The following is a 24,139-nucleotide window of genomic DNA, read 5'->3' as shown; positions in this document are numbered from 1 at the left end:
ATCGGCTTTGGCGGCGGCCCTGATGCTCACGGACCCTGCGCTCGCCCAGCAAAGCCCGATGCCCGAAGCCGCGATGCCGGAAGATCTGGCCTGGAAGCTCCTGGAACTCGGCCGCGTCATCGACCCGCCCAAGACCGCCGCGCTCTACGCGCCGCTGCAACAGAAGGAGCCCTATCAGGGCGTCAAGGTCGAGCGCGACGTCAAATACGGCCCCGCCGACCGGCATCTGCTCGACGTGTTCACGCCGGAGACGGCGGCGCCGGCGCGAGCCGTGCTGATCTACATCCATGGCGGCGGCCTCATTGCCGGCAACAAGCGCGCCCCCGGTAGCCCGTTCTACGACAACATCATGCTGTGGGCGGTGAAGAACGGCTTCGTCGGCGTCAATGCCACCTACCGCCTGGCGCCGGCCTTTCCGTGGCCGGCAGGCGCGGAAGACATGCGCGCGATCGTGCAGTGGGTTTCGGAAAACATCGCCCCCCGCGGCGGCGAGCCCAGGCGCATCTTCCTGATGGGCCAATCGGCCGGCGCGATCCATGTCGCGAGCTATGTCTCCCATGGCGAATTCCACAAGGTGAAGGGCGGCGGCCTTGCCGGCGCGATCATGGTGTCGGGCATCTATGATCTGACGGCCTCGCCGGCCGGCGACGCCGAGCTCGCCTATTACGGCTCCGACCCCTCGCGCTATGCCGAGCGTTCCTCGCTGCAAGGCCTGGTCGCGAGCCCGATCCCGTTCCTGATCACCGCGGCCGAGCTCGATCCGCCGCGCTTCGTCGAGCAGTTCGAGCTCATGAAGCAGGCCAGCTGCAAGCGGCCGAGCGGCTGCGCCCGCAGCTTCATGCTGCCGCAGCACAGCCACATGTCGGAGGTCTATGCGATCAATACGCCGGACACGCGGCTGACGGACGAGATTTTGGAGTTCGTGAAAAGCGTGAGGTGAGCGCTGGGGCCATAGCGATGGGCCGTCGCAGCGGACGCAGCCAAAAATATCGAAAACAACCCCATGCAAAGGAGTCGGCGGCCCGCGTTCGACCAAACGACTTGACACGTCGGGCAACTCAGGGATATTTTTCTAATATTCAGAAGTTTGACAAGTGCTCCTCGCCCAAGGCCATTGGGTATGAGGGCCGTTGCATATGGCATTTGCGGGCGTTTGCGACTGACGCTTCCACGCGGCAGGCAAGGAACGGACCGCGCGATCCGCAGCCGCAGCCTAATCTCATCTTGCACTACGGCGCGTACTCATAAGCGCCAGCGGTCCGATGTCTGCATCCGGAGAATCAGCGGGCATCGCGAGGCCAGTTGAAATCGGTCGATAATGACCCTTTGCAGGCATTCCGGCCCCTACGCGCTCGGGCCGCGCATCATGCGGTCGCGTTCACGAGATAGTCCGATACCGTTGAGATGAACGCGCGAAGACGCTCAAGACGCCTTAGGTCCCGGTGGTATCCCATCCAAATGTCCCGCGCTGGCGGCGGCCTTGGCAGTTCCAGTCTGCGGATACCCGGAATCTGATTGCCGACTACGCGGGGCAGGACAGCGATGCCGACGCCTTGCCTGCACATGCGCCCCTGGACGTTGCGGTTGTTCGATCGAAGGACCGGTCTCGCGTTGGGAAAACTCTCGATGAGCCACGCGATGTCCGGGAAATGGCCCGTGGATGTGTCATGGGTGATCAGCCGGAAACCGATCCCATCGCCATACTTGGGATCAGCCGCCTCCTCGGCAATGTAGACGCCGTATTCGAGCCTGAAGAGCCGCCGCTGAACGACATCGGCAGTGTCGAACGGAACGATACGAAAAGCGACGTCGGCCTCCCGTTGGGCAAGGTTGACCCGGCGTGTGCCGGTCAGGATCTCGACGTCGACATTGGGGCAGGCTTTCGAGAAATCCGCCAGGATAGGAGGGAGGACATAGGCCCCAAACCAGTCCGCTGACGAAATGCGCAGACTGCCTTTGAGATTCTGCTCCCGCCCCGCAAGCCGGCGCTCCATGGCCAGCGCACCTTCTTCCATTTGCTCGGCCAGCGCGATGATCCCGTGGCCCTCGTCGGTCAGAACAAGACCGTCCGCTGTGCGCTGAAAGAGCGTGTGACCGATCGCCTGCTCAAGTGCGCGAAGGCGCCTGCCGACGGTCGGATGGCTTGTCTGAAGAGAACGCGCGGCGCCGCCGAGCGTGCCGGATCGCGCAACAGCAAGAAAGATTCTGACGTCACTCCATTCCATCGCGGCCATCCACACAAAACTGAACGCCGAGAGTACAGTTATGTCACTCAAAGAACAAATCTAAGCACCTAGATTGCTGCCATCCTCTGGAGAGGTCTCCTTCTGCGGATTCGCCGGACCCATGAGCGCGGCCGCTTGGGTGGAAGCGTGATGCTGGCGGCGGACCCCCAAAGGAAGCTCGCCCGGACAGAACAGAGATTTCCTGAGCGCCCGCACAGCTCTCATCCGAACAACAGGAGTTAGAACATGCAGATCGGATTTATCGGTCTCGGCAGTATGGGCTCAGCAATGGCCCTAAACCTGGTGAAGGCCGGCCATGACGTCCGGGCCTGGAACCGGAGCAAGATCGCCCAGGAAAGCGTCCCCGGGGTAACGTTGGTCAAGCTTGCGGCGGATGCGTTCGAGGCTGACGCAGTCTTCACGATGCTATCCGACGACTCGGCCATTCGGGAGGTGATCCTTGATGCCGGCCTGCTAGCAAGCGCGCAACCAGGGCTGACCCATGTCGTCACATCGACGATCTCCGTCGCTTTCGCGCGGGAACTGGAGCTCCTGCACGAAGAGGCGGGCCTTGGCTACGTATCGGCACCGGTCCTCGGTCGACCGAACGTAGCGGCGAGTGGCCAGCTCAACATCCTGGCGGCCGGGAAGGCCGATGCAGTTACCGCGATCGAGCCGCTGCTCGGCCCCCTCAGCAAAAAGGTCTGGAAGTTGGGGGAGAACCCTGCTCGGGCGAATACGGCAAAGCTCGCCTGCAACATGATGATCGCCATGGCTATCGAGGCGATGGCTGAGGCTATCGTGCTGACCGAGAGCGTCGGCCTCGATCGTGCGGATTTCTTTGAACTCATCCTGGGTACCCTGTTCTCGGGCCGCGCCTATGAGAGCTACAGCGCGCAGATCACGGAACGATCGTTCGAGCCGGGTTTCAAAGCCAAGCTCGCTCTCAAGGACATGCGCTTGGCGACTGAGGCCAGCAACGAGATCGGACGCACGCTCCCGATGCTTGAGGCTGTCCGCGAGGGGCTCAGCAAAGCTGTCTCGGCGGGCCTCGGGGATAAGGACTGGTCGATCATGGCCGATATGACGGTTCGCGGCTGCGACAGTGTCGCGTCGTCTGAAAGCAACTCGGAGAAGAACTAATGAAAACTTGGCTCATCACAGGCTTGAGCGCGGGGCCACGAGCTACGTTTGAACGTCAACATCTGACTGGAAAGCGATCATGATCGCAACTTTGAAGGGGTTTACCCAGCAGCTGTTGCCGGTGAATGGCATCAAGATCAACGCCGTCACGGGAGGCTCAGGCTCGCCGATCCTTCTGCTTCACGGCTGGCCGGAAACATGGTGGGAATGGCACAATGTGATGCCCCTGCTGGCCGAGCATTTCCGCGTGGTGGCCATGGATCTGCGCGGCGCTGGCTTTTCCGACTGCCCGCTCGACGGCTATGACAAGGCGACGATGGCGCGCGACGCGCATGAAGTGATGGTTGCCCTTGGGCATGAACGCTACGCCGTGTGCGGACATGACATCGGCGGAATGGTCGCCTTGCCGCAGGCCGCCATCCATCGGAAGGCTGTTACACACCTAGCCGTCCTCGACGTTCCGCTTCCCGGCTGGACCGGATGGGAGGCGACGACTGTAAGGCTCTGGCACTTCGGCTTCCATATGAACCGGGACCTACCCGAGCGCCTGATTCATGGTCGTGAATATGACTATGTTTCGACCTTCATGGCAGAGCGGTTCTACGATCACAGCACCTTCAATCCGGCGGACATCGAAATCTACGCGAAGGCGATGGCGCTTCCTGGCCGCACGCGTGGCGGCATGGAATGGTACCGCACCCTCGCCGCCGATCATGCGACTGCGCTCGAGTACAAGAAGCAACCGCTCGAGATACCTGTGCTGGGCCTGGGTGGGGACCAGCGGTTCGGTGCGCAGATGGTGCCGATGCTCAAGGAGTTCGCCAGCAATGTGACCGGCGGCTCGATTGCGCGGTGCAGCCACTATGTGGCGGACGAACGGCCGGATGAAGTCGCGGCCGCTCTGGTCGATTTCCTCAAGGCCAATTGAAACTCAGCGCCCCGCGCGCCGTCGTGGGCCGGGCGGATCGCGAGGCTGCGGGCGAATTGCGCCCGCAGCGATCGCGATGGATCGAATCATAAAGGAGACTGTCATGACCGCACCCGTCATTCGCGGCGTCAATCATATCGGCATCACGGTGCCCGACATCGAAGCAGCAAAATCGTTCCTGGTAGAAGCTTTCGGCGGCCAGGTGATCTACCAGTCCTTCGGACCGCAGGATTCGCCGCGGCAAGGACCCGAATTCGAGCGGGCCGTCGGCGCTTTTCCCGGAACGGTCGTGCGTGCGCAGGCGATGGTCAAGATCGGAAGCGGACCCGATATCGAGCTCTTCGAAATGCACGGTCCCGAGCAAGCCAAGCCGATCCGGGCAAGCGACTTCGGCATCACGCACTTCGCTCTCTACACCGACGACATCGACGCATCGGTCGAGCGCTTCGAGAAGGCGGGAGGCACACCCCTCACCGCGCCGCGCGCTATTCCCTATGCAACCGAGAAAGGTCCTGGAAACAAGGTTTGCTACTGCCGCATGCCGTGGGGCACGACGATGGAATTCATCACTACGCGGGACCGCATGGCCTATCATGACCAGACGGATCTGCGCAGGTGGCAGGACGAGGACTGAGCAGGGCGCGAAAAGAGACCCGCATCAGTTAAGTCGCGGCGATGCTGACGCTGCGGAAGGTTCGACGAGTGCGTAGCCGCAACGGCTGTCGTGACAGCTCTAGCGTGCCGGCGGTCAGCTCATCCGGTTGAGCCTGCGCTTCGTCAGCGCCTGTATCATGCAGCGATGCGCTGCAAGCGGCAACGTTCCTGCGAAATTAGGTGCGCGTGAACCGTAGAGAGGATCGCGACGGCCAGTGAGAAAGATGACGCCCGCCGCGTCATGGCGCCAATTCCATCGAGGACGAGCCGATACTCTTTCCGCTTCTGGCCCCAAAGCCGACATGCCGTGGTCACCCGGCGATGTCCGGTTTTAGGGGATAAAGCCGACATGGCGGATTTATGAATACGCGCCCTTCTGTAATGGGCCCGATGATGTCAAGCCTCCCGAGTGAACGTCACGCCGCCGAGCTCATGCTTCTGTCCGTGGTCAACGCTTGGCCGCCACATCATGCTGTCAGAGGGAGCGGTGAGCCTATCTAGATACGCGTGGTTCGTCGGGCGACGGCCACTGGGCGTGTAACGGCTTCACCGCATCCACCGTCCCGGCGACGGGACTTCGGGCACTGGGCTTCTGTTCAGCCCGATTGCATTCCAGCTCTTCTCCTCGTGCTCTATGCTGCGATCGGGCCCGCGTCAGCCCAGCGGTAAGTTGTGCCGTCGACCCAGATCCGATGCAGGATCACTGCGAGCTTACGTGCCAAGGCGACTTTGGCGCGCTTCGAGCCTCGCCGCTTGGCGACGTCCATCCCCCAGCGCTTAAGTTTTGAGAACCGGGTGATGCGCGACAGCAGAACGTTGGCGGCCTCATACAACACCGTACGCACTATCTCGTCGCCGGCCAGCGTGATCCCGCCCGTGACGTCCTTTTCGCCCGATTGGTACTTCTTTGGCGTGAGCCCGAACAGCGCGCCTGCCGATTTTGACTTCGTGATGCGATTGGGGTCGTCAATCGCCGATTTGTAGGTAATAGCCACCAGAGGACCAACGCCTGGCACTGTCATTAGCCGGCGACAGACCGCATCGTCACGCACCGTTGCCAGCACAGCCTTGTGTAGCCTTCCGTACTCAGCTTTCAAGGCCGATCGCGCCGAAAGCATCGCTGCGGCAATGCGCTCCAATGTCGCCTGACCCGCAACCAACTCACGGATCCGCGCTTCGAAATTCTTCCGCGTCACCGGGCCAACCTTCAGCCCAAAGCCGCGCAAAATCCCGCGGATACTCAATTCCACATCGATCAGCCGCCCGAGAAGCTGTTTGCGTGCGATCAGAAGGGCCCGGATCTCTTGAGCATCGACCGACTTTGCGTGTACCGGCCGGAACCATCCCATCCGGATCAACTGGGCAATCCCGCGCGCATCCTTGCGATCCGTCTTGACCGTCATCGCAGACAATGCGGCCTTTACATGTCGCGTTTCCAGCAGAACCGTTTCGAAGCCTGCTCTTTTCAGCGCCGCATGCAGCCATTGCGACAGCGGCCCAGCCTCCAGCCCGATCTGCTTCACTGCAAAGCCAAGCGTCTCAAAAAATTCAACCAAGGCGTCGGGTTTGCTCGCGACCTTCGCCTCCTTCAGGATCTTACCCTGGACATCCACAACGCACACGCTCGACAGTTCCAATGATACGTCGATTCCGGCATAGTTCTCCACGGCTGTCCTCCGTCTCCAGATGCTTGGGGCCGACTCAGGTCGTGACCCCGTTTATCATCTATCGGGGGACAGCCACCATCATGACCCCTTGCTCGGAGCAGGGCCCATTACGGCATCTAGTCCCCGCCCCGCTCCTTGCGCAGCCGCGCCCAATAATCCAGCCGCTTGCGGATCTCGCGTTCGAAGCCGCGGTCGGGCGGATCGTAGAAGGTCTGACGGCCCAGCGCTTCCGGGAAATAGTCCTGGCCGGAGAATGCGTCCGGCATGTCGTGATCATATCGATAGCCGGAGCCATAGCCCTCCGACTTCATCAGCTTGGTCGGCGAATTCAAAATGTGCTTCGGCGGCAGCAGCGAGCCGCCCTGCTTCGCGGTCTGCATCGCCGCGCCGAACGCGGTGTAGACCGCGTTCGATTTCGGCGCGGTGGCGAGATAGACCACGGCCTGCGCGATCGCTAGCTCACCCTCCGGCGAGCCGAGGAAGTCGTAAGCATCCTTGGCGGCGTTGCAAACCGCCAGCGCCTGCGGATCGGCAAGGCCGATGTCCTCGACCGCCATGCGCACCACGCGGCGTGCCAGGAACAGCGGATCCTCGCCGGCATCGAACATCCGCGCCAGATAATACAGCGCCGCATCCGGATCGGAGCCGCGCACCGACTTGTGCAGCGCCGAGATCAGATTGTAATGGCCGTCGGCCGACTTGTCGTAGATCGGCGCGCGGCGTTGCAGGATGGCCTGCAACTGCTCGGCGTTGAACACTTCGCCCTTGCGGGCGGCGCGCCAGACCTCTTCGGCTAATGTCAGCGAGGCGCGGCCGTCACCATCGGCCATCCGCACCAGCACGGCGCGGGCTTCCGCATCGAGCGGCAGCTGCTTGCCCTCGATCTTCTCGGCATTGGCAAACAGTTTCTCGATCGCCGCCGTATCGAGCGAGTGAAACACCAGCACGCGGGCGCGCGACAAAAGCGCCGCGTTGAGCTCGAACGACGGATTTTCCGTGGTGGCGCCGACCAGCACCACCGTGCCGTCCTCCATCACGGGCAGGAAGGAATCCTGTTGCGCGCGGTTGAAACGATGCACCTCGTCGACGAACAGCAGCGTGCCCTTGCCGGTCTCGCGGCGAGCACGCGCGGCATCGAACGCCTTCTTGAGATCGGCGACGCCAGAGAACACCGCGGAGATCTGCTCGAAATGCAGCTCGGTTGCGTCGGCCAACAGCCGCGCCACGGTGGTCTTGCCGGTGCCGGGCGGTCCCCAGAACACCAGCGAGCCCAGCGTGCGCGTCTCCAGCATCCGCGTCAGCGCGCCGTCGGGCCCGAGGATATGATCCTGGCCGACGACGTCGGCCAGCGTGCGCGGACGCAGCCGGTCCGGCAGCGGGTGCGGCGCGTCCTGCTCCATCCCCGCCGCGGCGAACAGGTTGCTGGCCTCGCGCGGTTGCTTCGGGCTCACTTTGGGCTCATCCGCCGAGCGTCACGTTGATCTGCTGGCCGCCGCGCACCAGCGTGATGCGCCAGACCCGCGACCCTGTTTTCGAGGCCTTCTCGAGGTCGCTGGTCCGGGCGATCTTCTCGTTGTTGACCGCCATGATGATGTCGCCCTTCTGGAAGCCGACATTGGCGGCGGTGCCGTCATCGGCGAGCTCGGTCACCACGACGCCCTCGGCGCCGGCGTCGAGATGCAGCTCATCGGCCAGCGCCGGCGAGATGTTGGCGACCCTGGCGCCCTGGAACGGCGAGCGCGCGGTCAGCACGATCTCGTCGCGATTGGTGTCGGGCGCGGTCTCCAGCGGCACGGTGAGCTTCACCGGCTTGCCGGCGCGCTGCACCTCGATCTCCGCGTTGCCGCCGAGCGGACGGGTGGCGAAGCGGTAGTCGAACGCGTTGGGATCGTCGATCGGCGTGCCGTCGATCCCGACGATCAGGTCGGAGAGCTTGAGCCCGGCCTTCGCCGCCGGACTGTTCGGCGCGACATTGGCGACCAGCGCGCCAGACGGCAGCTTCAGTCCCAGCGTCTCCGCGATCTCCGGCGTCACCGCCTGCAGCCGCGCGCCGAGCCATGGCCGCTTCACGGCCTTGCCGCCGCTCTTGGCGGAGGCCACCACCACCCGCACCATATTGGCGGGAATCGCAAAGCCGATGCCCTGCGAGCCGCCGGAGCGCGAGAAGATCGCGGTGTTGATGCCGGCGAGCCGGCCGCTCATGTCGACCAGCGCGCCGCCCGAATTGCCGGGATTGATCGCCGCGTCGGTCTGAATGAAGAATTGATAATCCGTGATCCCGACTTGAGTGCGTGCCAGCGCCGAGATGATGCCGTGCGTCACGGTCTGGCCGACGCCGAACGGATTGCCGATCGCCAGCACGACGTCGCCGACCAGCAATTGGTCGGAATTAGCGAAGTCGAGCGTTGGGAATTTTTCCTTGTTGGTGTTCTTCAGCCGCAGCACCGCAAGGTCGGTGCGGCTGTCCTTCAGCACGATCTCCGCCTCGTATTCGCGCTTGTCGGCGAGCGAGACCTTCACCTGGTCGGCGCCCTCGATCACGTGATTGTTTGTGACCACAAGCCCGGAGCCGTCGACCATCACGCCGGAGCCGAGCGAGCGCTGCATCTGCTCGGGCTGCTGTCCCGGTACGCCGAAGAAGCGGCGAAAAATCGGATCGTCCAGGAAGGGATTGCGGTTCTGCACGGTCTTGGCGGCGTAGACATTGACCACCGCCGGCTGAACCCGCTGCACGATCGGCGCATAGGACAATTGCAGCTCGGCCTGCGAGGACGGCACGCGGCGGTCCTGCGCCGCGGCTGCGGAAAGATTTCCCAAGAAAGCCAACGTGCAGAGAGCGGATACGGCAGCAAAACGGACGGGTCGGAGCATTCTCACCTCTCGTGGAAACGCCGGAATATAGGCGTGTTCGCCGGGCAATTGAAGGGCGCCCGGCCGGATAACTGGCCCCCCAACTGGGCCGGTGCACAACCCGCGGCGCCGCGTTGAAGCGCGCCGCGGAGCTTCTATGATGGCTGTCATCTCACTGCGCCGCTCCGCTTGTTGCCTGCGGACCACAAGCGGAACTGGGATGCCCGGAAGCGCTGTCGTGCGTCAGTCACGATACGCTCCTAGGACCGTTCAGTGAGTGGGGACTTCAAACACAACAGGGGTGCACAATGCGTGCGACAAAAGTTGGTGCAATCGCCATCGGCCTGGCTGGGGCGCTCGCCGCCTCGCCGGCCTATTCACAATCGGCCGGAGGCGGCAGCGATGCGGAGATCGCGCTGCTGAAGCAGCAGCTGAAGATGCTCGAGCAGAAGCTCGACAGACTGCAGAAGCAGACCAACGCCAATACCGCAACCGCGGCCAGCGCAAACGCCAATGCGAAGGCGGCGGACGCCAAGGCCGCGCGGGTGGCGAGCGCCAACGCCGCGATCCCGGTGAAGGGTCCGGTCGCACCGTCCGGCGTCGTGGTGACGATGCCGAACAACCGGCCGACGATCTGCACCGCGGACGAACAGAACTGCGTGGCGATCACGAGTCGCGTGCACTGGGATGTCGGCGGCTACGACTATCGTCCGAACACCGCCGGCACCTCGCCGCAGAAGCTCGACAGCGGCGAGAACGTCCGCCGCGCGCGCATCGGCATCGTCGGCAAATTCTTCGGCGACTGGAATTACTCGCTGATCTACGACTTCGGCGGCTCGTCCGACGGTTTCGGCGGCGCGGCGCCGGGATCGCTGCCCGGCGGCGGCACCTCCGGCATCGAGAATGCGTATCTGAGCTACACCGGCTTCAAGCCGTTCGGCGGCAAGATGGCGATCGAAGGCGGCATCATGGACGTGCCGTGGACGCTCGACGAAGCGACCAGCTCCAACGACATCCTGTTCATGGAGCGCGCCTCGGTCGGCATCATCGCACAGAATATCGCCGCCGGCGACTTCCGTTCGGCGGCCGGCACGCGCTGGTGGAACGATCAGTTCTGGATCGGCGGCTACGTCACCGGACCGACGTCGGGCGCCATCCACTCCGCCTCCTCGACCTCGCCGGCCGGCACCTCCGAGCAGTATGGCGGCGTCATCCGTGTCGCGGGCAATCCGATCAGCGGCAAGAACTATTCGGTGCATCTTGGCGCCGATGCGGAATGGCTGGTGCAGCCGCCGCGCAACCAGCTGACGCAGGCGCAGACGCTCACGCTCAGCGACCGGCCCGAGCTGCGCATCGATCCGACGACGCTGATCTCGACCGGTGCGATCGCCAACGTCTCCGGCGCGCAGGTCTACGGCGTCGAGGCGGCAGCGACCTATGGCCCGTTCATCGCGCAGGGCGAATATTACTGGTTCAATGTCGATCGCTCTGCGAACACCGGGCTGCCGCCGTTCGGCGCGCCGAGCCTGAAATTCGACGGCGGTTACGCGCAGGTTGGTTACGTGCTGACCGGCGAGAACCATGCCTACAACCCGGCGACGGCCTCCTATAGCGGTATCAAGCCGCATGATCCGTTCTCGCTCGCCGGCGGCGGTATCGGCGCCTGGGAAATCGCCGGCCGCGTCAGCACGATGGACCTCAACGATCAGATCGCGCAGGCGGTCGGCATCGCGGGCGGACGGCAGACCGTCTACACCGCCGCGCTGAACTGGTACGTCAACAACAACGTTCGCTTCATGCTGAACTATCTGCACGGCGATATCGCCAAGCAGGCCTCGGCGACTTCGACCGCGGACGTCGGCTCGAAGTTCGACGCGGTCGCGCTGCGTACGCAGGTTGCGTTCTGAGGCGGCGCGATCCGCCGTCGATAACAAATGGCCGGGAGCGACATCGCTCCCGGCCTTCTTCATTGCAGATTGTCAGGCCGCGCGCTTCGACTTCTTCACAACAACCTCCGGCGCCGGCGCGCAGGACAGCCGCTCCTGATGGCCCTCGCCCCAGGCTTTCAAAATATCGATCACCGGGCGCAGGCTCTCGCCGAGTTCGGAGAGTGTGTATTCGACCCGCGGCGGCACCTCGGCATAGACCTTGCGGATCACGAGGCCATCGTCCTCGAGCGCGCGCAGCTGCTTGGTCAGCATGCGCTGGGTGATGCCTGGCATCCGCTTCCGCAGCTCGCCGAAGCGCTGGGTGCCGGCCTGCAAGTGGTACAGGATCACGCCCTTCCATTTGCCGTCGATCAGGTCCAGCGCGGCCTCGACTGCGCACCCCGGCCGACGCGCAAAATTCTGCCGTTTCATCGGATATTCCCCAATAGTATACAAACAGGGACTAGTTCCCTGTTTTTACAGTACTTGCCAAAAGGACGCCAGCGCGACAGGTAAGACGGCAGGCAATCGCCCACCACGGAGAGCAGGCATGAAGGCCGTCGGATACCAAAAATCGCTGCCGATCGAGGCGGCGGATTCGCTCGTCGATTTCGAGATCGCCAAGCCCGAGCCGAAGGGGCGCGACATCCGTGTCGCGGTGAAGGCCATCTCGGCCAATCCGGTCGACTACAAGGTGCGCAAGCGCGCGGCGCCGACCGACGGCGGCTACAAGATCCTCGGCTTCGACGCGGCCGGCGTGGTCGACGCGGTCGGGCCCGAGGTCTCGCTCTTCAAGCCCGGCGACGAGGTGTTCTACGCGGGCTCGATCCTGCGCCAGGGTACCAATTCGGAATTTCATCTGGTCGACGAACGCATCGTCGGCAACAAGCCGGCGTCGCTGTCCTTCGCGCAGGCCGCCGCCCTGCCCCTGACCTCGATCACCGCATGGGAGCTGCTGTTCGACCGGCTCGGCGCGGTGCCGGGCAAGAGCCTCGACCCGCGCACGCTGCTGATCACCGGCGGCGCCGGCGGTGTCGGCTCGATCCTGATCCAGCTTGCGCGCCGCCTCACCGGGCTGACCGTGGTCGCGACCGCAACGCGGCCGGAGTCGCAAAAGTGGTGCCGCGATCTCGGCGCCCATGCGGTGATCGACCACTCGCAGCCGATGAAGGAGCAGATCGAAAAACTGAAGCTGCCGCCGGTCGGCCTCGTCGCCAGCCTCACCTTCACCGACCAGCACTACAAGTCGATCGCCGACTTCATCGCGCCGCAGGGCAAGTTCGGCCTGATCGACGATCCGCCGGAGTTCAACGTCGCCGCGTTCAAGGGCAAGGCGGTTTCGGTACACTGGGAATCGATGTTCACGCGCTCCTCGTTCCAGACGCCCGACATGATCGCGCAGCATCATCTGCTCAACGATGTCGCCGACCTGATCGACAAGGGCGTGCTGCGCACCACGCTCGACCAGACCTTCGGCACCATCAACGCCACGAACCTCAAGCGTGCCCACGCTTTGCTGGAAAGCGGCAAATCACGCGGCAAGATCGTGCTGGAAGGCTGGTAAGGCCCCTCACGTCTGCTTCCTCATGCCCGGTGCAACATGCCGGGCATGATATCCCCACAGGCCGGCGCGTGGCTTTTGCCAAAGCCACGGCATCGCCTGTATGATTTGCGCAACGATCACCCCGTCCTCAATCCGGCTGACGCGAGGCGCAGCCGGAGCGGTGGTGACGCCCACGGGGATGGGAGGAAACCGATGAGTTTGCTCACGGCCGATCCGTCGCGGATCGATCCGGAGTGGATGACGCGGGCGCTGCGCGATGCCGGTGTGATCGACCAGGTCAGGGTCGTCGATCTCGCGTGCAAGCCGGTCGGCAATGGCCTCGTCGGCGACAGCTATCGATTTCGCCTGACCTATGACGGCGATGAGCCGAACACGCCCGCGAGCGTGGTCGGCAAATTTCCGGCCGCGGATCCCGACAGCCGCCGCTCCGGTTCCGCGCACACGCTTTACGTCCGCGAGGTCGCATTCTATCGCGAGCTGGCGGCGACCGTCGCCATTCACACGCCGCGGCCGATTCTCGCCGAAATCGATCCGGCGACCGACGACTTCACGCTGATCCTGGAAGACCTGGCGCCGGCGCGCGCGGGTGATCAACTCGCCGGATGCGTGATCGCGGACTGCCTGACAGCGATGCGTGAGGCCGCCGCGTTGCATGCGCCGCGATGGAGCGACCCGACGCTCGACGCGGTGCCGTGCTTCGTGGTGGCCGCAAGCCGGCGCAGAGACCTTCGCGCGGTGCTGCCCGGCATCATCGGTCACTACAAGGAGCGATATCGCGGCGTGATCGAGCCGGAATTCCTTGATCTGATCGACCGGCTTCCGGACGCGCTATTGCGCTACCAGTCCGATCGATCGGCGCCGCGAACCCTCCAGCATGCGGATTTCCGGCTCGACAACACGCTGTTCGAGGTCCGCGGCAATAGCCATCCGATGGCGACGCTGGACTGGCAGACGCTGACGGTGGGCCCGGGAATCGTCGACGTCGCCTATTTCCTCTCGGCGGGCATCGACCCGATCGAACGGCGATTGCATGAAATCGACCTGGTGCGGTTCTATCATTCGGAACTGATCCGGCGCGGCGTGCGGGACTATGACTGGGATCGCTGCTGGCGGGATTACCGGCGCTACACGCTGCACGGGATCATGATGGGCGTCGTCTCCGCGCTCAGCGTCCAGCGCTCGGAGCGCGGTGACGCGCTGTTCCTGAAAATGACCCGCGGCGCCTGCGCGCAAGCGCTGGACCACAACAGTTTTTCATACTGGCAGGACTAAGGCGTTTTCGAGCGAACCGTATAGCGGTTCGCGTGCGGAAAACGCGTCAGGACAGCGAAAGGGATCGGCGTGCTCAACAAACTGGACGACTTCCCCATCCACCAGACGCCGGAGCCGATCGCGGTTCCCTCGACCAGCGACCGCAATGTCTATGACCGGACCTGGTTCAATGGCTACACCGCCGACGGCGCGTATTATTTCGGGATCGGCATTGCGATCTACCCGCACCGCAAGATCCTCGATTGCGCCTTCAGCGTCGTGGAACGCGGCGGACGGCAGCACTGCTTCTACGGTTCGCGGCGGGCCCCGATCGAGCGCACCGAGATGCAGGTCGGTCCATTCAGGCTCGAGGTCATCGAGCCGATGCTGCGGACCCGCGTCGTGCTCGACGACAATGCGACGGGCCTCGCCTGCGACCTGACCTTCTCCGCGCGCACCGCCGCGATCCAGGAAGCGCGGCAGACGCTTTGGTCCGGCGAGCGCCGCGCGATGGATTCGACCCGGTTCGACCAGTTCGGCCGCTGGAGCGGCGTCATCCGCCACCCCGACGGCGAGATCAAGGTCGACGATCGCAGCTTCTACGGCACCAAGGATCGCTCCTGGGGCGTGCGCAATGTCGGCGAACGCGACGTCGGAGGCGCGCCGATGCCGCCGCCGAGCGTGTTCTTCCTCTGGGCGCCGCTGGTCTGGGACGACCACATCTCGCACGCGATCTTCTTCGACGGGACGCGAGGCGAGGCGCTGGTCCGCGAGGGCATCACCGCGCCGCTCTACCGAAGCGAGGCCGAGATCCCCGGCGTGATCGACGGCCTCGACCGCCGCATGGCGACTGCGCGGCATCGCGTCAAATACGTGCCGAACACCCGGCTCGCGCAGTCGGCTGAAATCGACCTCGTCGATATCGACGGCCACACCACGACCGTCGCGCTCGACCCGATCCTCAAATTCCAGATGAAGGGCCTCGGCTACGGCCATCCGCAATGGGGCCAGGGCATGTGGAAGGGCGAGCTCGAGACCGGCGGCGAGTCGTTCGATCCAGCCACGCTGGACCCGCTGGCCCGCGAGAATGTGCACGTGCAGCAGGTGGTCCGCGCCCGCCAAGGCGGCCAGACCGGAATCGGCGTGCTGGAGGAGATTTGCCTCGGTCCCTACCTTCCCGCAGGCTTCAGCGAATTCCTGGACGGCGCCAAGGGTTAGCTCGGCGACACGCCTTCGACGAAGATCAGCCGGCGCTCCAGCGCAGTCCGCCGATACTTGAGTGCTTCGGCGTACTCCGCGGACGCGTACCATTCGCGCAGACACGCCATTGACGGGAATTCGACGATGACGATCGCGTTCGGCGGCGGACCGCCCTCCACCACTTCAGCCGCGCCGCCGCGCACGACGTAGCGCCCGCCATACTGTTCGATGGCGTTCGCCGCCAGTGTGCGATAGGCCTCGAATGCCGCGGCGTCGCGCATCTCGACCTCGGAGATCACATAGGCCGGCATGCGGCCTCACGCGATGCTGTTGACGATGCCGCCTTCGGCACGCAGCGCGGCGCCGTTGGTCGCGGAGGCCTGTTTGGAGCAGACATAGACCACGAGATTGGCAATCTCCTCGGTGCTGGCAAAGCGCTGCAGCAGCGAGGTCGGCCGGTGCTGCTTGACGAAGTTGGATGCCGCCTCCTCGACCGACTGGCCGTTCTGCTTGGCGAGATCCTTGACGAAGGTCTCGACCCCCTCGGACATGGTCGGCCCGGGCAGCACGGAGTTGACGGTGACGGCGGTGCCCTTGGTCAGCTCGGCGAGCCCGCGCGCGATCGCAAGCTGCGCGGTCTTGGTCATGCCGTAGTGAATCATCTCGGTCGGGATGTTGAGGCCGGATTCCGAGGAGATGAAGACGATGCGGCCCCAGTTGCGCTTCAGCATGCCCTGCAAGTTGCCGCGCGACAGCCGCACGCCCGACATCACGTTGACCTCGTAGAAGCGGCTCCAGTCCTCGTCCGGAATGTCGAAGAACGGCTTCGGCTCGAAGATGCCGGCATTGTTGACGAGGATGTCGACCTCCGGCAGCGCCGCCAGCAGCGCCTTGCAGCCGGCCGCGGTCGAGACGTCGGCGGCGACGCCGCGGACCTTCGCGCCCGGCACCGCCTTGGCGATCGCGGCAACCGCCGCATCGACCTTGGCCTGACCGCGGCCGTTGACCACGACCTCGGCGCCGGTTTCGGCGAGCCCCTTCGCAATGGCGTTGCCGATGCCCGCGGTGGAGCCGGTGACCAGCGCAGTCTTTCCGGAAAGGTCGATTTTCATTTGAGGTATCTCCTGTCAGCCGTGTCAGACATATCTGGACGCGCGCGCGCCGATACAACCGCGATTCATGGTCGGCAGATGCGCAAATTTACGGCAGGCGCCGACCGGCATCCTAACACCGCTGGCCTGGATCGATGACGGCCATCTCGCGCGGATGACGTTGGAGAAACGGCGGGGCATCTCCACTGCAAGTCAAATTTCCTCGCGTAATCTTGGTTGATGCATCGTGTCGCCGACCTTCATCCAATCTTCATATGAAACATCGTGCGCACGCTGATTGCTTTCACACATTGTCAATTCCCCGCCGCTAAGCGTCGCCGCAAACAGCGCGAGCGAGCTCGGGCCGTTGTTTCGGCAACCGGACGCGACGTCTGTTCGATAACGACGTCCGGAGCCGGATGACTGACAGGAATGCATCAGATGTTCGTTATGTCCGGGATGAAGCAGCACACGGCGCTTATCCTGAAGCGATTTCGTCCCAGCCTCAAAAGCCAGATTGCGATGCTCGGGATTGGCGGCGTCGCAATCATCAGCGTCACCTGTCTCGGCGGTCTCAACTACGCGGCGCGCGTTCAGCGCGAGTCGGACGACAGCATGCGCTTCAGGGCGCAACTGTCCGAGCTCTCGGATGGTTTCCTGGAGACGCAGCAGATCGCGGCCCGTTTCGTGAAGTCGCGGGATGAAGGCCTGGCGAAGAAGCTGTCCGATCGCGTAGCGGACGAGATCGCCCTGCTCGACAAGCTCGAGGCTTTCGCTGCGACCGCGGCGGAAGGCGATCCGATCCGGCAGGTCGCATCGCTGCGGAGCGGCATCAACCTCTATGCGACGCGCTTCCGGAACATCGTCGGCGCCCAGCGCGTCCTCGGCCTGAATCCGAATGACGGCTTGCAGGGCAAGCTGCGCAGCGTAATTCAGCAATTCGAAGCCAAGGTCCAGCAGATCGATCAGCCGCGCCTGACCGTCCTCCTGCTGACCATGCGCCGGCTCGAAAAGGACTTTGCGCTGAGTGGCGAAGAGCGGTTTGGCGACCAGCTCAACGAGCGCGAGGGCGAATTCGAGACCGCGTTGACGGCGTCCGCGCTCCCCAGTGATATGAGGACCGAGCTGCTCGGCCTCGCCCGCGCCTACAAGCTCGCCTTCGCCGGTTTCCTTGTCTCGCGTCAGACGCTCGACGATCAACTCGACGACCTGTCGCAGATCTTCGACCGCACCCGCCCGGCGCTGGTCAAGGTTGCGGACGCCGCCAACGTCCGTGCCGAGCTTGCACAGCGCAGGGCGGACGCGTTCAGGCAGACCTTCAACTGGGTGATCGGGATCGTTGCATTCGTCCTGACGCTGCTTGCGATCCTGTTCGGCCGACGCATTGCTGGCCTGATCAGCCGGATGAGCGCGGCGATGCGGCAGCTTGCCGAGGGACAGTTTGACGTCGTGCTGCCCGGCCTCAAGCGCAGCGACGAGATCGGCGGCATGGCGCGGGCGGTAGAAAGCTTCAAGACCAGGGCGCAGGAGAAGGCGCGCGCCGAGCTCGACGCCCGGATCGAGGAAGACCGCCGCGCGGCAGATCGGCACAAGGCCGAACTGGCGCGGCTCGCCGCGGCGTTCGAGGCCAGCGCCGGCACGGTGATCGCGACGGTTTCGGCGGCGTCCGAAGAGCTTGCGGCGTCCGCCCGTGACCTGAGCGACACCGCCCATCACACCCAGGACCTTTCCGCCAGTGTTGCGGCCGCCTCCGAGGAGGCCTCGGATAATGTCAGGCGGGTTGCGGCGGCGACCGAACAAATGATCGCGTCGGCTTCTGAGATCGGACGCCGGGTGGGCGAATCCGCGGACATCGCCGGCGACGCTGTCGCGCAGGCGCAGCAAACCGACGAGCGGATGGCCCAGCTCGCCTCCGCCGCCGACCGCATCGGCAACGTGGTGCAGCTGATCGCAACGATCGCGCGGCAAACCAACCTGCTCGCACTCAACGCGACGATCGAGGCCGCGCGGGCCGGCACGGCAGGCTCGGGCTTCGCCGTGGTCGCGCAGGAGGTGAAGACGCTCGCCAGGCAGACGGCGGAGGCCACCGAGGACATCCGCAGCCAGATCGCGGATATCCAGGCGGCGACGCGGGAGTCCGCCGGCGCGATCAGCGACATCGCCGGCATCATCCAGCGGATCTCACAGATCGCCGCCGATGTGGCGCATGCCATCGACAAGCAAGCCGGCGCGACGCGCAGCATCGCCGAAAACGTTCAGATCGCCTCGGAGCGAACCTCGCAGGTGGCCGTCAGCATCGGCCAGGTGGCGAGCGGCGCATCCAGGACCGGCGCCGCCTCGTCCCGGGTGCTGAGCTCGTCGCGATCGCTGTCGGACGGCAACAGCCGCCTGAAGCTGGAGCTCGACAACTTCATCGCTACCATCCGCGCGAGCTAGTCTAGCGCGACAAACAAAAAACGGCGCCAGAGGGCGCCGTTTCAAAACCTTGACTCGCAGACTGGGCTTACGCCGCCTCCGCTTCCTTGTCCTGCGCCGGACCGGAGTCCTGGCCCTTGGCGTCGACGTCGCGGTCGACGAACTCGATCACGGCCATCGCCGCGTTGTCGCCGTAGCGGAAGCCGGCCTTGATGATGCGGGTGTAGCCGCCCTGGCGGTCCTTGTAGCGGGTCGCCAGCGTGTCGAACAGCTTCTTGACCTGGTCGACGTCGCGCAGCTCCGAGATCGCCTGGCGGCGCAGGGCGAGGCCGCCCTTCTTGCCGAGGGTGACGAGCTTCTCGACGATCGGCCGCAACTCCTTGGCCTTCGGCAGCGTGGTGACGATCTGCTCGTGCTTGATCAGCGCGGCCGCCATGTTGGCGAACATCGCACGTCGGTGCTCGGCGGTGCGGTTGAGCTTCCGATGAACCTTGCCGTGACGCATTGTCTATTCCTTACTTGGTATCTGCCACGACGGTTCGTCGGACATGTTGCTCAGGTGGGCTGCCTGCGTTCGCCCGGTCGTCATTCCGGGGCGGCTCGCAGAGCCGAACCCGGAATCTCGAGGTTCCCCGATGCGCAATTGCGCATCTGTGGTTCGATGCTCGCGCATCGCCCGGAACGACGAATTCTCAGTAGTGATCCTCGAAGCGCTTGGCGAGCTCGTCGATGTTCTCCGGCGGCCAGCCCGGCACTTCCATGCCGAGGTGCAGACCCATCTGGGCCAGCACTTCCTTGATCTCGTTCAGCGACTTGCGGCCGAAGTTCGGGGTGCGGAGCATTTCCGCTTCCGACTTCTGCACGAGGTCTCCGATGTAGACGATGTTGTCGTTCTTCAGGCAGTTTGCCGAACGCACCGACAGCTCGAGCTCGTCGACCTTCTTGAGGAACGCCGGGTTGAACGCGAGATCGGGGATGATCTCCTGCGTGACTTCCTTGCGCGGCTCTTCGAAGTTGACGAACACGTTGAGCTGATCTTGCAGGATGCGCGCGGCATAGGCCACCGCGTCCTCCGGCGTGATCGCGCCGTTGGTCTCGATCGTCATGGTCAGCTTGTCGTAGTCGAGGATCTGGCCCTCACGGGTGTTCTCGACCTTGTAGGAGACCTTGCGGACCGGCGAGAACAGGCTGTCGACCGGGATCAGGCCGATCGGCGCATCCTCGGGACGGTTGCGCTCGGCGGCGACATAGCCCTTGCCGGTCGTGACCGTGAACTCCATGCGGATCTCGGCGCCGTCGTCCAGCGTGCAGAGCTGCAGGTCGGGGTTGAGCACGGTGACGTCGCCGACGGTCTGGATGTCGCCGGCGGTGACGGCGCCCGGACCCTGCTTCTTCACGACCATGCGCTTCGGGCCTTCGCCCTGCATCTTGATCGAGATGTCCTTGATGTTGAGGACGATGTCGGTGACGTCTTCACGGACACCGGCGATCGAGGAGAACTCGTGCAGCACGCCGTCGATGTGCACCGACTGCACCGCCGCGCCCTGCAGCGAGGACAGCAGGATGCGGCGCAGCGCGTTGCCGAGCGTCTGGCCGAAGCCGCGCTCGAGCGGCTCGGCGACCACGGTGGCGAACCGGCTCGCGTCCGAGCCCGGCGTCACCTGCAGCTTGTTCGGTCGAATGAGTTCTTGCCAATTTTTCTGGATCGTCACTGTTTCACCCATTTGCCGGTCATAGGGCCAAATCGACTGGCCGAACCCGGCGTTGGAGATCGCGGATCAGTCCGCGCGGTCAATTCCAAAAACCATCGCAGGGCGGCCAGAGGCCGCCCGCGACTTACAGATCAAACGCGCCGACGCTTGCGCGGACGGCAGCCATTGTGCGGGATCGTGGTCACGTCGCGGATCGAGGTGACGGTGAAGCCCGCAGCCTGCAGCGCGCGGAGCGCCGACTCACGGCCCGAACCCGGGCCGGCCACTTCAACCTCCAGCGTGCGCATGCCGTGTTCCTGCGCCTTCTTGGAGACGTCTTCCGCCGCGACCTGCGCGGCGTAGGGAGTCGACTTGCGCGACCCCTTGAAGCCCATGGTGCCGGCCGACGACCAGGCGATGGTGTTGCCCTGCGCGTCGGTGATGGTGATGGTCGTGTTGTTGAACGACGAATTCACGTGCGCGATGCCGGAGGCGATGTTCTTGCGTTCGCGGCGGCGTACGCGGGTGGCTTCCTTGCCCATTTCAAACCTTTCCTGTGATCTCAACGCCGCCGTAGTGCCAGCGGCTACACCTCAAAACGCAAATGGCGAGTAGCGAATTTCCATTCGCTACTCCCCACCTGCAATTCGCAAAACTTACTTCTTCTTGCCGGCGATCGCCTTGGCCGGCCCCTTGCGCGTGCGCGCATTGGTGTGGGTGCGCTGGCCGCGCACCGGCAGACCGCGGCGATGACGCAGGCCGCGGTAGCAGCCGAGGTCCATCAACCGCTTGATGTTGATGCCGACCTCGCGACGGAGGTCGCCCTCGACCAGATAGTCGCGGTCGATCACTTCGCGGATCTGCAGGACCTCCTGGTCGGTCAGCTGGTTGACGCGACGGTCCAGCGGGATCTTGACCTTCTCCATGATGTCGGCCGCGTTCTTCTGGCCGATGCCATGGATGTACTGAAGCGCGATCAGGACGCGCTTGTTGGTAGGAATGTTGACGCCGGCAATACGGGCCACAGACTTCTCTCCTGTCGCCGATCCATCACGGATACGGGCTTCTCAAGTTCTTGCTCTCTCGGGCTTTGTCCACAAACGCGAACACGACGCCCTCCCCTCATGTCCTTCGGGGCCCGGCATCGTCATAAAACTATCCAACTTGGATGCGGGGCTTATTAAAGGATTCATGTCGGTTTCGTCAACCGCTCCTAGCGTTTAGCTCGTTTTTTCGTGAGCTTTTTTGCCGTCTTTTTGGCGGTCTTTGCGCCCTTGCGGGCTTTCGCGGCGCCGGCGGCCTGCTTTACCGCCTTCTTCGCGGCTTTCTTCACGACTTTCTTGGCCGCTTTGGCCTTGGGGCGCGCCTTGGCAGCCTTCCGGGCGGGTTTGGCGGCCTTTTTGGTCGCTTTGGCTGCCTTGCTGGCCGGTTTCCTGGTGGTCTTCTTGACCGTCTTGGCGGCCTTTTTAGCCGTCTTGGGGGCGTGGTCGTCGTGATCCTTCGGTTCCAGCGCCCCGAGCGCGGTCAGGATCCGGTTGATCTCGCGGGTGACGTGCTCGATGGTCATCATGCCATCGACCGTCAGGAGCTTCCGCCGCTCCGAATAATAGTGAATCAGCGGCTCCGTCAGCGAACGGTACTGCGCCAGGCGCTTGGTCAGCACTTCCGGCGTGTCGTCGAGGCGGACTTCCTCGCCGCGCGCGCGGGTTTCCTCGGCGCGCTTCTCAACGCGGTCGAGCAGCGCGCTCTCGTTGACGCGGAGCTCAACCACCGCGTCGAGCTTGAGGTGTTTTTTCCGGAGCAGATCGTCGAGCGCCTCGGCCTGCGGCACGGTGCGCGGAAAGCCATCGAGAATAAAGCCCTTCTTGGCATCGGGCTCCTCGATTCGATCGGCGATGATTCCCACCACGACCTCGTCGGGAACCAGGCCGCCATTGGCCATGATCTCCTTGGCCTGCAGGCCGATCGGCGTGCCCGCGGCAACCGCAGCGCGCAGCATCTCACCGGTCGAAAGCTGGACGATGCCGTGCCTGTGCACCAGCCGCTGCGCCTGGGTTCCCTTGCCCGAGCCCGGCGGCCCCAAAAGGATCAATCTCATATCTGTTTCGCCCCCCGGCTAGGTGGGCGACGTCCGCACACCTGTGTTTTGAATTCGAAGCCAAGCCGCGATCAGCGGCGGCGGCCTCCCCTGAGCTTCGACTTCCTGATCAGCCCTTCATACTGATGAGCGAGCAGATAGCCCTGCACCTGCGACACCGTATCCATCGTCACGCTGACGACGATCAACAGCGAGGTGCCGCCAAAGTAGAACGGGACCGATGCGTAGGAAATCAGAATTTCAGGAATCAGGCAGACGATCGCGAGATAGACCGCGCCGAGCACCGTGATGCGCGACAGCACATAGTCGATGTACTCGGCGGTGCGCTCGCCGGGCCGGATGCCCGGGATGAAGCCGCCATGCTTCTTCAGATTGTCCGCGGTCTCGGTCGGGTTGAACACGATCGCGGTGTAGAAGAACGCGAAGAACACGATCAGCGCGAGATACATGAACAGGAACAGCGGTCGGCCGTGGCTGAGCTGGGTCGTGATCCACTGGAACCATTCCGGCCCCTTGCCGGCGTTGAAGTTCGCGACCGTGGTCGGCAGCAACAGCAGCGACGAGGCGAAGATCGGCGGAATCACGCCCGAGGTATTGAGCTTGAGCGGCAGATGCGAGGACTGGCCCTCGAACATCTTGTTGCCGACCTGGCGCTTCGGATACTGGATCAAAAGCCGGCGCTGCGCGCGCTCCATGAACACGATGAAGGCGATCACGGCGACCGCCATCACGATGACGATCAGGATCAGGCCGGTCGACATCGCGCCCTGGCGACCAAGCTCCAGCATGTTGGCGAGCGCCGACGGCAATTCGGCGACGATGCCGGCCAGGATGATCAGCGAAATACCGTTGCCGATGCCGCGCGAGGTGATCTGCTCGCCGAGCCACATCAGGAACATGGTGCCGCCAGTCAGCGTGATCGCGGTCGAAATCCGGAAGAACATGCCGGGGTCGCTGACGACATTGCCGGCGCCTTCGAGGCCGATCGCGATGCCGTAGGACTGGAACAGCGCCAGGATCACCGTCAGATAGCGGGTGTACTGATTCAGCGTCTTGCGGCCCGCCTCGCCTTCCTTCTTGAGCGCCTCGAGCTGCGGCGACACGGTGGTCAGGAGCTGCACGATGATCGATGCCGAGATGTACGGCATGATGTTCAGCGCGAAGATCGCCATGCGGTGGATGCCGCCGCCGGCGAACATGTTGAACATGCCGAGGATGCCGCCGGATTGGCTGCGGAACACCTGCTCCCAGATGTTGGGATCGATGCCGGGCAGCGGGATGTAGGTGCCGAGCCGATAAACAAGCAGCGCACCCAGGGTGAACCAGATGCGCTTCTTCAGCTCGTCGGCTTTCGCCAGCTGTCCGAAATTGAGGTTGGCGGCAAGTTGTTCGGCTGCTGAGACCATGTTTCGGCTTTCTCCCGGAGCCCGCTTC

At 64.0% G+C, this 24,139-nt stretch carries 22 protein-coding genes; 9 read left to right on the top strand and 13 right to left on the bottom strand.

All coding sequences use genetic code 11. From position 1 onward, the window contains the following. Positions 1–22 precede the first annotated feature (22 nt). Positions 23–940, top strand: a complete 918-nt coding sequence (locus E2I15_RS03810; RefSeq protein WP_246668393.1) for an alpha/beta hydrolase — start codon at positions 23–25, stop codon at positions 938–940. A 424-nt stretch (positions 941–1,364) separates the two neighbouring features. On the opposite strand, the gene E2I15_RS03805 is transcribed toward E2I15_RS03810, so the two are convergent. Beyond that, positions 1,365–2,225 (bottom strand): LysR family transcriptional regulator, encoded by an 861-nt coding sequence (locus tag E2I15_RS03805; protein WP_137483136.1) that lies wholly within the window; start codon positions 2,223–2,225, stop codon positions 1,365–1,367. Positions 2,226–2,471: 246 nt separating this feature from the next. Here E2I15_RS03805 and E2I15_RS03800 point away from each other — a divergent pair, with 246 nt between their 5' ends. From E2I15_RS03800 to E2I15_RS03790, 3 genes are all read left to right on the top strand, one after another. Continuing rightward, positions 2,472–3,368 (top strand): NAD(P)-dependent oxidoreductase, encoded by an 897-nt coding sequence (locus E2I15_RS03800; RefSeq protein WP_137483137.1) that lies wholly within the window; start codon positions 2,472–2,474, stop codon positions 3,366–3,368. Between the two features lie 79 nt (positions 3,369–3,447). Further along, positions 3,448–4,296 carry an alpha/beta fold hydrolase gene (locus tag E2I15_RS03795; protein ID WP_137483138.1) on the top strand — a complete coding sequence of 283 codons (849 nt, stop codon included), beginning with the start codon at positions 3,448–3,450 and terminating at the stop codon, positions 4,294–4,296. Between the two features lie 103 nt (positions 4,297–4,399). Then, positions 4,400–4,930: a VOC family protein gene (locus E2I15_RS03790; protein WP_137483144.1), complete on the top strand. Its 531-nt coding sequence runs from the start codon at positions 4,400–4,402 to the stop codon at positions 4,928–4,930. A 652-nt stretch (positions 4,931–5,582) separates the two neighbouring features. Here E2I15_RS03790 and E2I15_RS03785 read toward each other — a convergent pair. The 3 genes from E2I15_RS03785 to E2I15_RS03775 all read right to left on the bottom strand — a co-directional run bounded on the left by E2I15_RS03785 (position 5,583) and on the right by E2I15_RS03775 (position 9,488). Next, on the bottom strand, positions 5,583–6,617 hold the full coding sequence (locus tag E2I15_RS03785; protein WP_349629363.1) for an IS110 family RNA-guided transposase: 1,035 nt from the start codon (positions 6,615–6,617) through the stop codon (positions 5,583–5,585). 116 nt (positions 6,618–6,733) lie between these two features. Beyond that, positions 6,734–8,068, bottom strand: a complete 1,335-nt coding sequence (locus E2I15_RS03780; RefSeq protein ID WP_137483436.1) for a replication-associated recombination protein A — start codon at positions 8,066–8,068, stop codon at positions 6,734–6,736. Between the two features lie 7 nt (positions 8,069–8,075). Further along, positions 8,076–9,488, bottom strand: coding sequence for a DegQ family serine endoprotease (locus E2I15_RS03775; RefSeq protein WP_137483437.1), 1,413 nt, complete (start codon positions 9,486–9,488; stop codon positions 8,076–8,078). 287 nt (positions 9,489–9,775) lie between these two features. On the opposite strand from E2I15_RS03775, the gene E2I15_RS03770 reads away from it, so the two are divergent. Then, complete coding sequence (locus tag E2I15_RS03770) at positions 9,776–11,374, top strand: OprO/OprP family phosphate-selective porin (protein ID WP_137483438.1); 1,599 nt, start codon at positions 9,776–9,778, stop codon at positions 11,372–11,374. Positions 11,375–11,446: 72 nt separating this feature from the next. Here E2I15_RS03770 and E2I15_RS03765 read toward each other — a convergent pair whose 3' ends face one another. Then, complete coding sequence (locus E2I15_RS03765; RefSeq protein ID WP_137483439.1) at positions 11,447–11,827, bottom strand: winged helix-turn-helix transcriptional regulator; 381 nt, start codon at positions 11,825–11,827, stop codon at positions 11,447–11,449. A 118-nt stretch (positions 11,828–11,945) separates the two neighbouring features. Here E2I15_RS03765 and E2I15_RS03760 point away from each other — a divergent pair, with 118 nt between their 5' ends. From E2I15_RS03760 to E2I15_RS03750, 3 genes are all read left to right on the top strand, one after another. Beyond that, a complete protein-coding gene (locus E2I15_RS03760) occupies positions 11,946–12,959 on the top strand; it encodes a zinc-binding alcohol dehydrogenase family protein (protein WP_137483440.1) in 1,014 nt (337 codons plus the stop codon). A 192-nt stretch (positions 12,960–13,151) separates the two neighbouring features. Then, positions 13,152–14,231 (top strand): phosphotransferase, encoded by a 1,080-nt coding sequence (locus E2I15_RS03755; protein WP_137483441.1) that lies wholly within the window; start codon positions 13,152–13,154, stop codon positions 14,229–14,231. A gap of 69 nt (positions 14,232–14,300) precedes the next feature. Next, positions 14,301–15,428 carry an Rv3169 family protein gene (locus E2I15_RS03750; RefSeq protein ID WP_137483442.1) on the top strand — a complete coding sequence of 376 codons (1,128 nt, stop codon included), beginning with the start codon at positions 14,301–14,303 and terminating at the stop codon, positions 15,426–15,428. Here the strand turns inward: E2I15_RS03750 and E2I15_RS03745 are convergent. Further along, positions 15,425–15,721, bottom strand: a complete 297-nt coding sequence (locus tag E2I15_RS03745) for a DUF1330 domain-containing protein (protein ID WP_137483443.1) — start codon at positions 15,719–15,721, stop codon at positions 15,425–15,427. The genes E2I15_RS03750 and E2I15_RS03745 overlap by 4 nt on opposite strands. Positions 15,722–15,727: 6 nt before the next feature. Continuing rightward, positions 15,728–16,522, bottom strand: coding sequence for an SDR family NAD(P)-dependent oxidoreductase (locus tag E2I15_RS03740; RefSeq protein ID WP_137483444.1), 795 nt, complete (start codon positions 16,520–16,522; stop codon positions 15,728–15,730). Between the two features lie 420 nt (positions 16,523–16,942). On the opposite strand from E2I15_RS03740, the gene E2I15_RS03735 reads away from it, so the two are divergent. Then, positions 16,943–18,937 (top strand): methyl-accepting chemotaxis protein, encoded by a 1,995-nt coding sequence (locus E2I15_RS03735; RefSeq protein ID WP_170991802.1) that lies wholly within the window; start codon positions 16,943–16,945, stop codon positions 18,935–18,937. A gap of 67 nt (positions 18,938–19,004) precedes the next feature. On the opposite strand, the gene rplQ is transcribed toward E2I15_RS03735, so the two are convergent. From rplQ to secY, 6 genes are all read right to left on the bottom strand, one after another. Then, positions 19,005–19,421, bottom strand: coding sequence for a 50S ribosomal protein L17 (rplQ, locus tag E2I15_RS03730; RefSeq protein WP_016843769.1), 417 nt, complete (start codon positions 19,419–19,421; stop codon positions 19,005–19,007). Positions 19,422–19,608: 187 nt separating this feature from the next. Next, the gene (locus tag E2I15_RS03720) at positions 19,609–20,640 is read right to left on the bottom strand and encodes a DNA-directed RNA polymerase subunit alpha (RefSeq protein WP_035631062.1); all 1,032 of its coding nucleotides are present in this window, start codon (positions 20,638–20,640) and stop codon (positions 19,609–19,611) included. A 119-nt stretch (positions 20,641–20,759) separates the two neighbouring features. Next, entirely contained in the window at positions 20,760–21,149 is a 390-nt protein-coding gene (gene rpsK, locus E2I15_RS03715; protein ID WP_006021048.1) for a 30S ribosomal protein S11, read from the bottom strand. A gap of 114 nt (positions 21,150–21,263) precedes the next feature. Then, a complete protein-coding gene (gene rpsM / locus E2I15_RS03710) occupies positions 21,264–21,632 on the bottom strand; it encodes a 30S ribosomal protein S13 (protein WP_137483446.1) in 369 nt (122 codons plus the stop codon). Positions 21,633–21,820: 188 nt separating this feature from the next. Continuing rightward, positions 21,821–22,705 (bottom strand): adenylate kinase, encoded by an 885-nt coding sequence (locus E2I15_RS03705; RefSeq protein ID WP_137483447.1) that lies wholly within the window; start codon positions 22,703–22,705, stop codon positions 21,821–21,823. A gap of 71 nt (positions 22,706–22,776) precedes the next feature. Next, positions 22,777–24,111 (bottom strand): preprotein translocase subunit SecY, encoded by a 1,335-nt coding sequence (gene secY, locus E2I15_RS03700; RefSeq protein WP_016843764.1) that lies wholly within the window; start codon positions 24,109–24,111, stop codon positions 22,777–22,779. Between the last annotated feature and the right edge of the window lie 28 nt (positions 24,112–24,139).

The sequence above is a fragment of the Bradyrhizobium sp. BR2003 genome, assembly GCF_009720285.1.
Classification (GTDB): domain Bacteria; phylum Pseudomonadota; class Alphaproteobacteria; order Rhizobiales; family Xanthobacteraceae; genus Bradyrhizobium; species Bradyrhizobium elkanii.
Note: the sequence above shows the minus strand (reverse complement) of the source record. Positions and strands in the feature narration are given on the sequence as shown.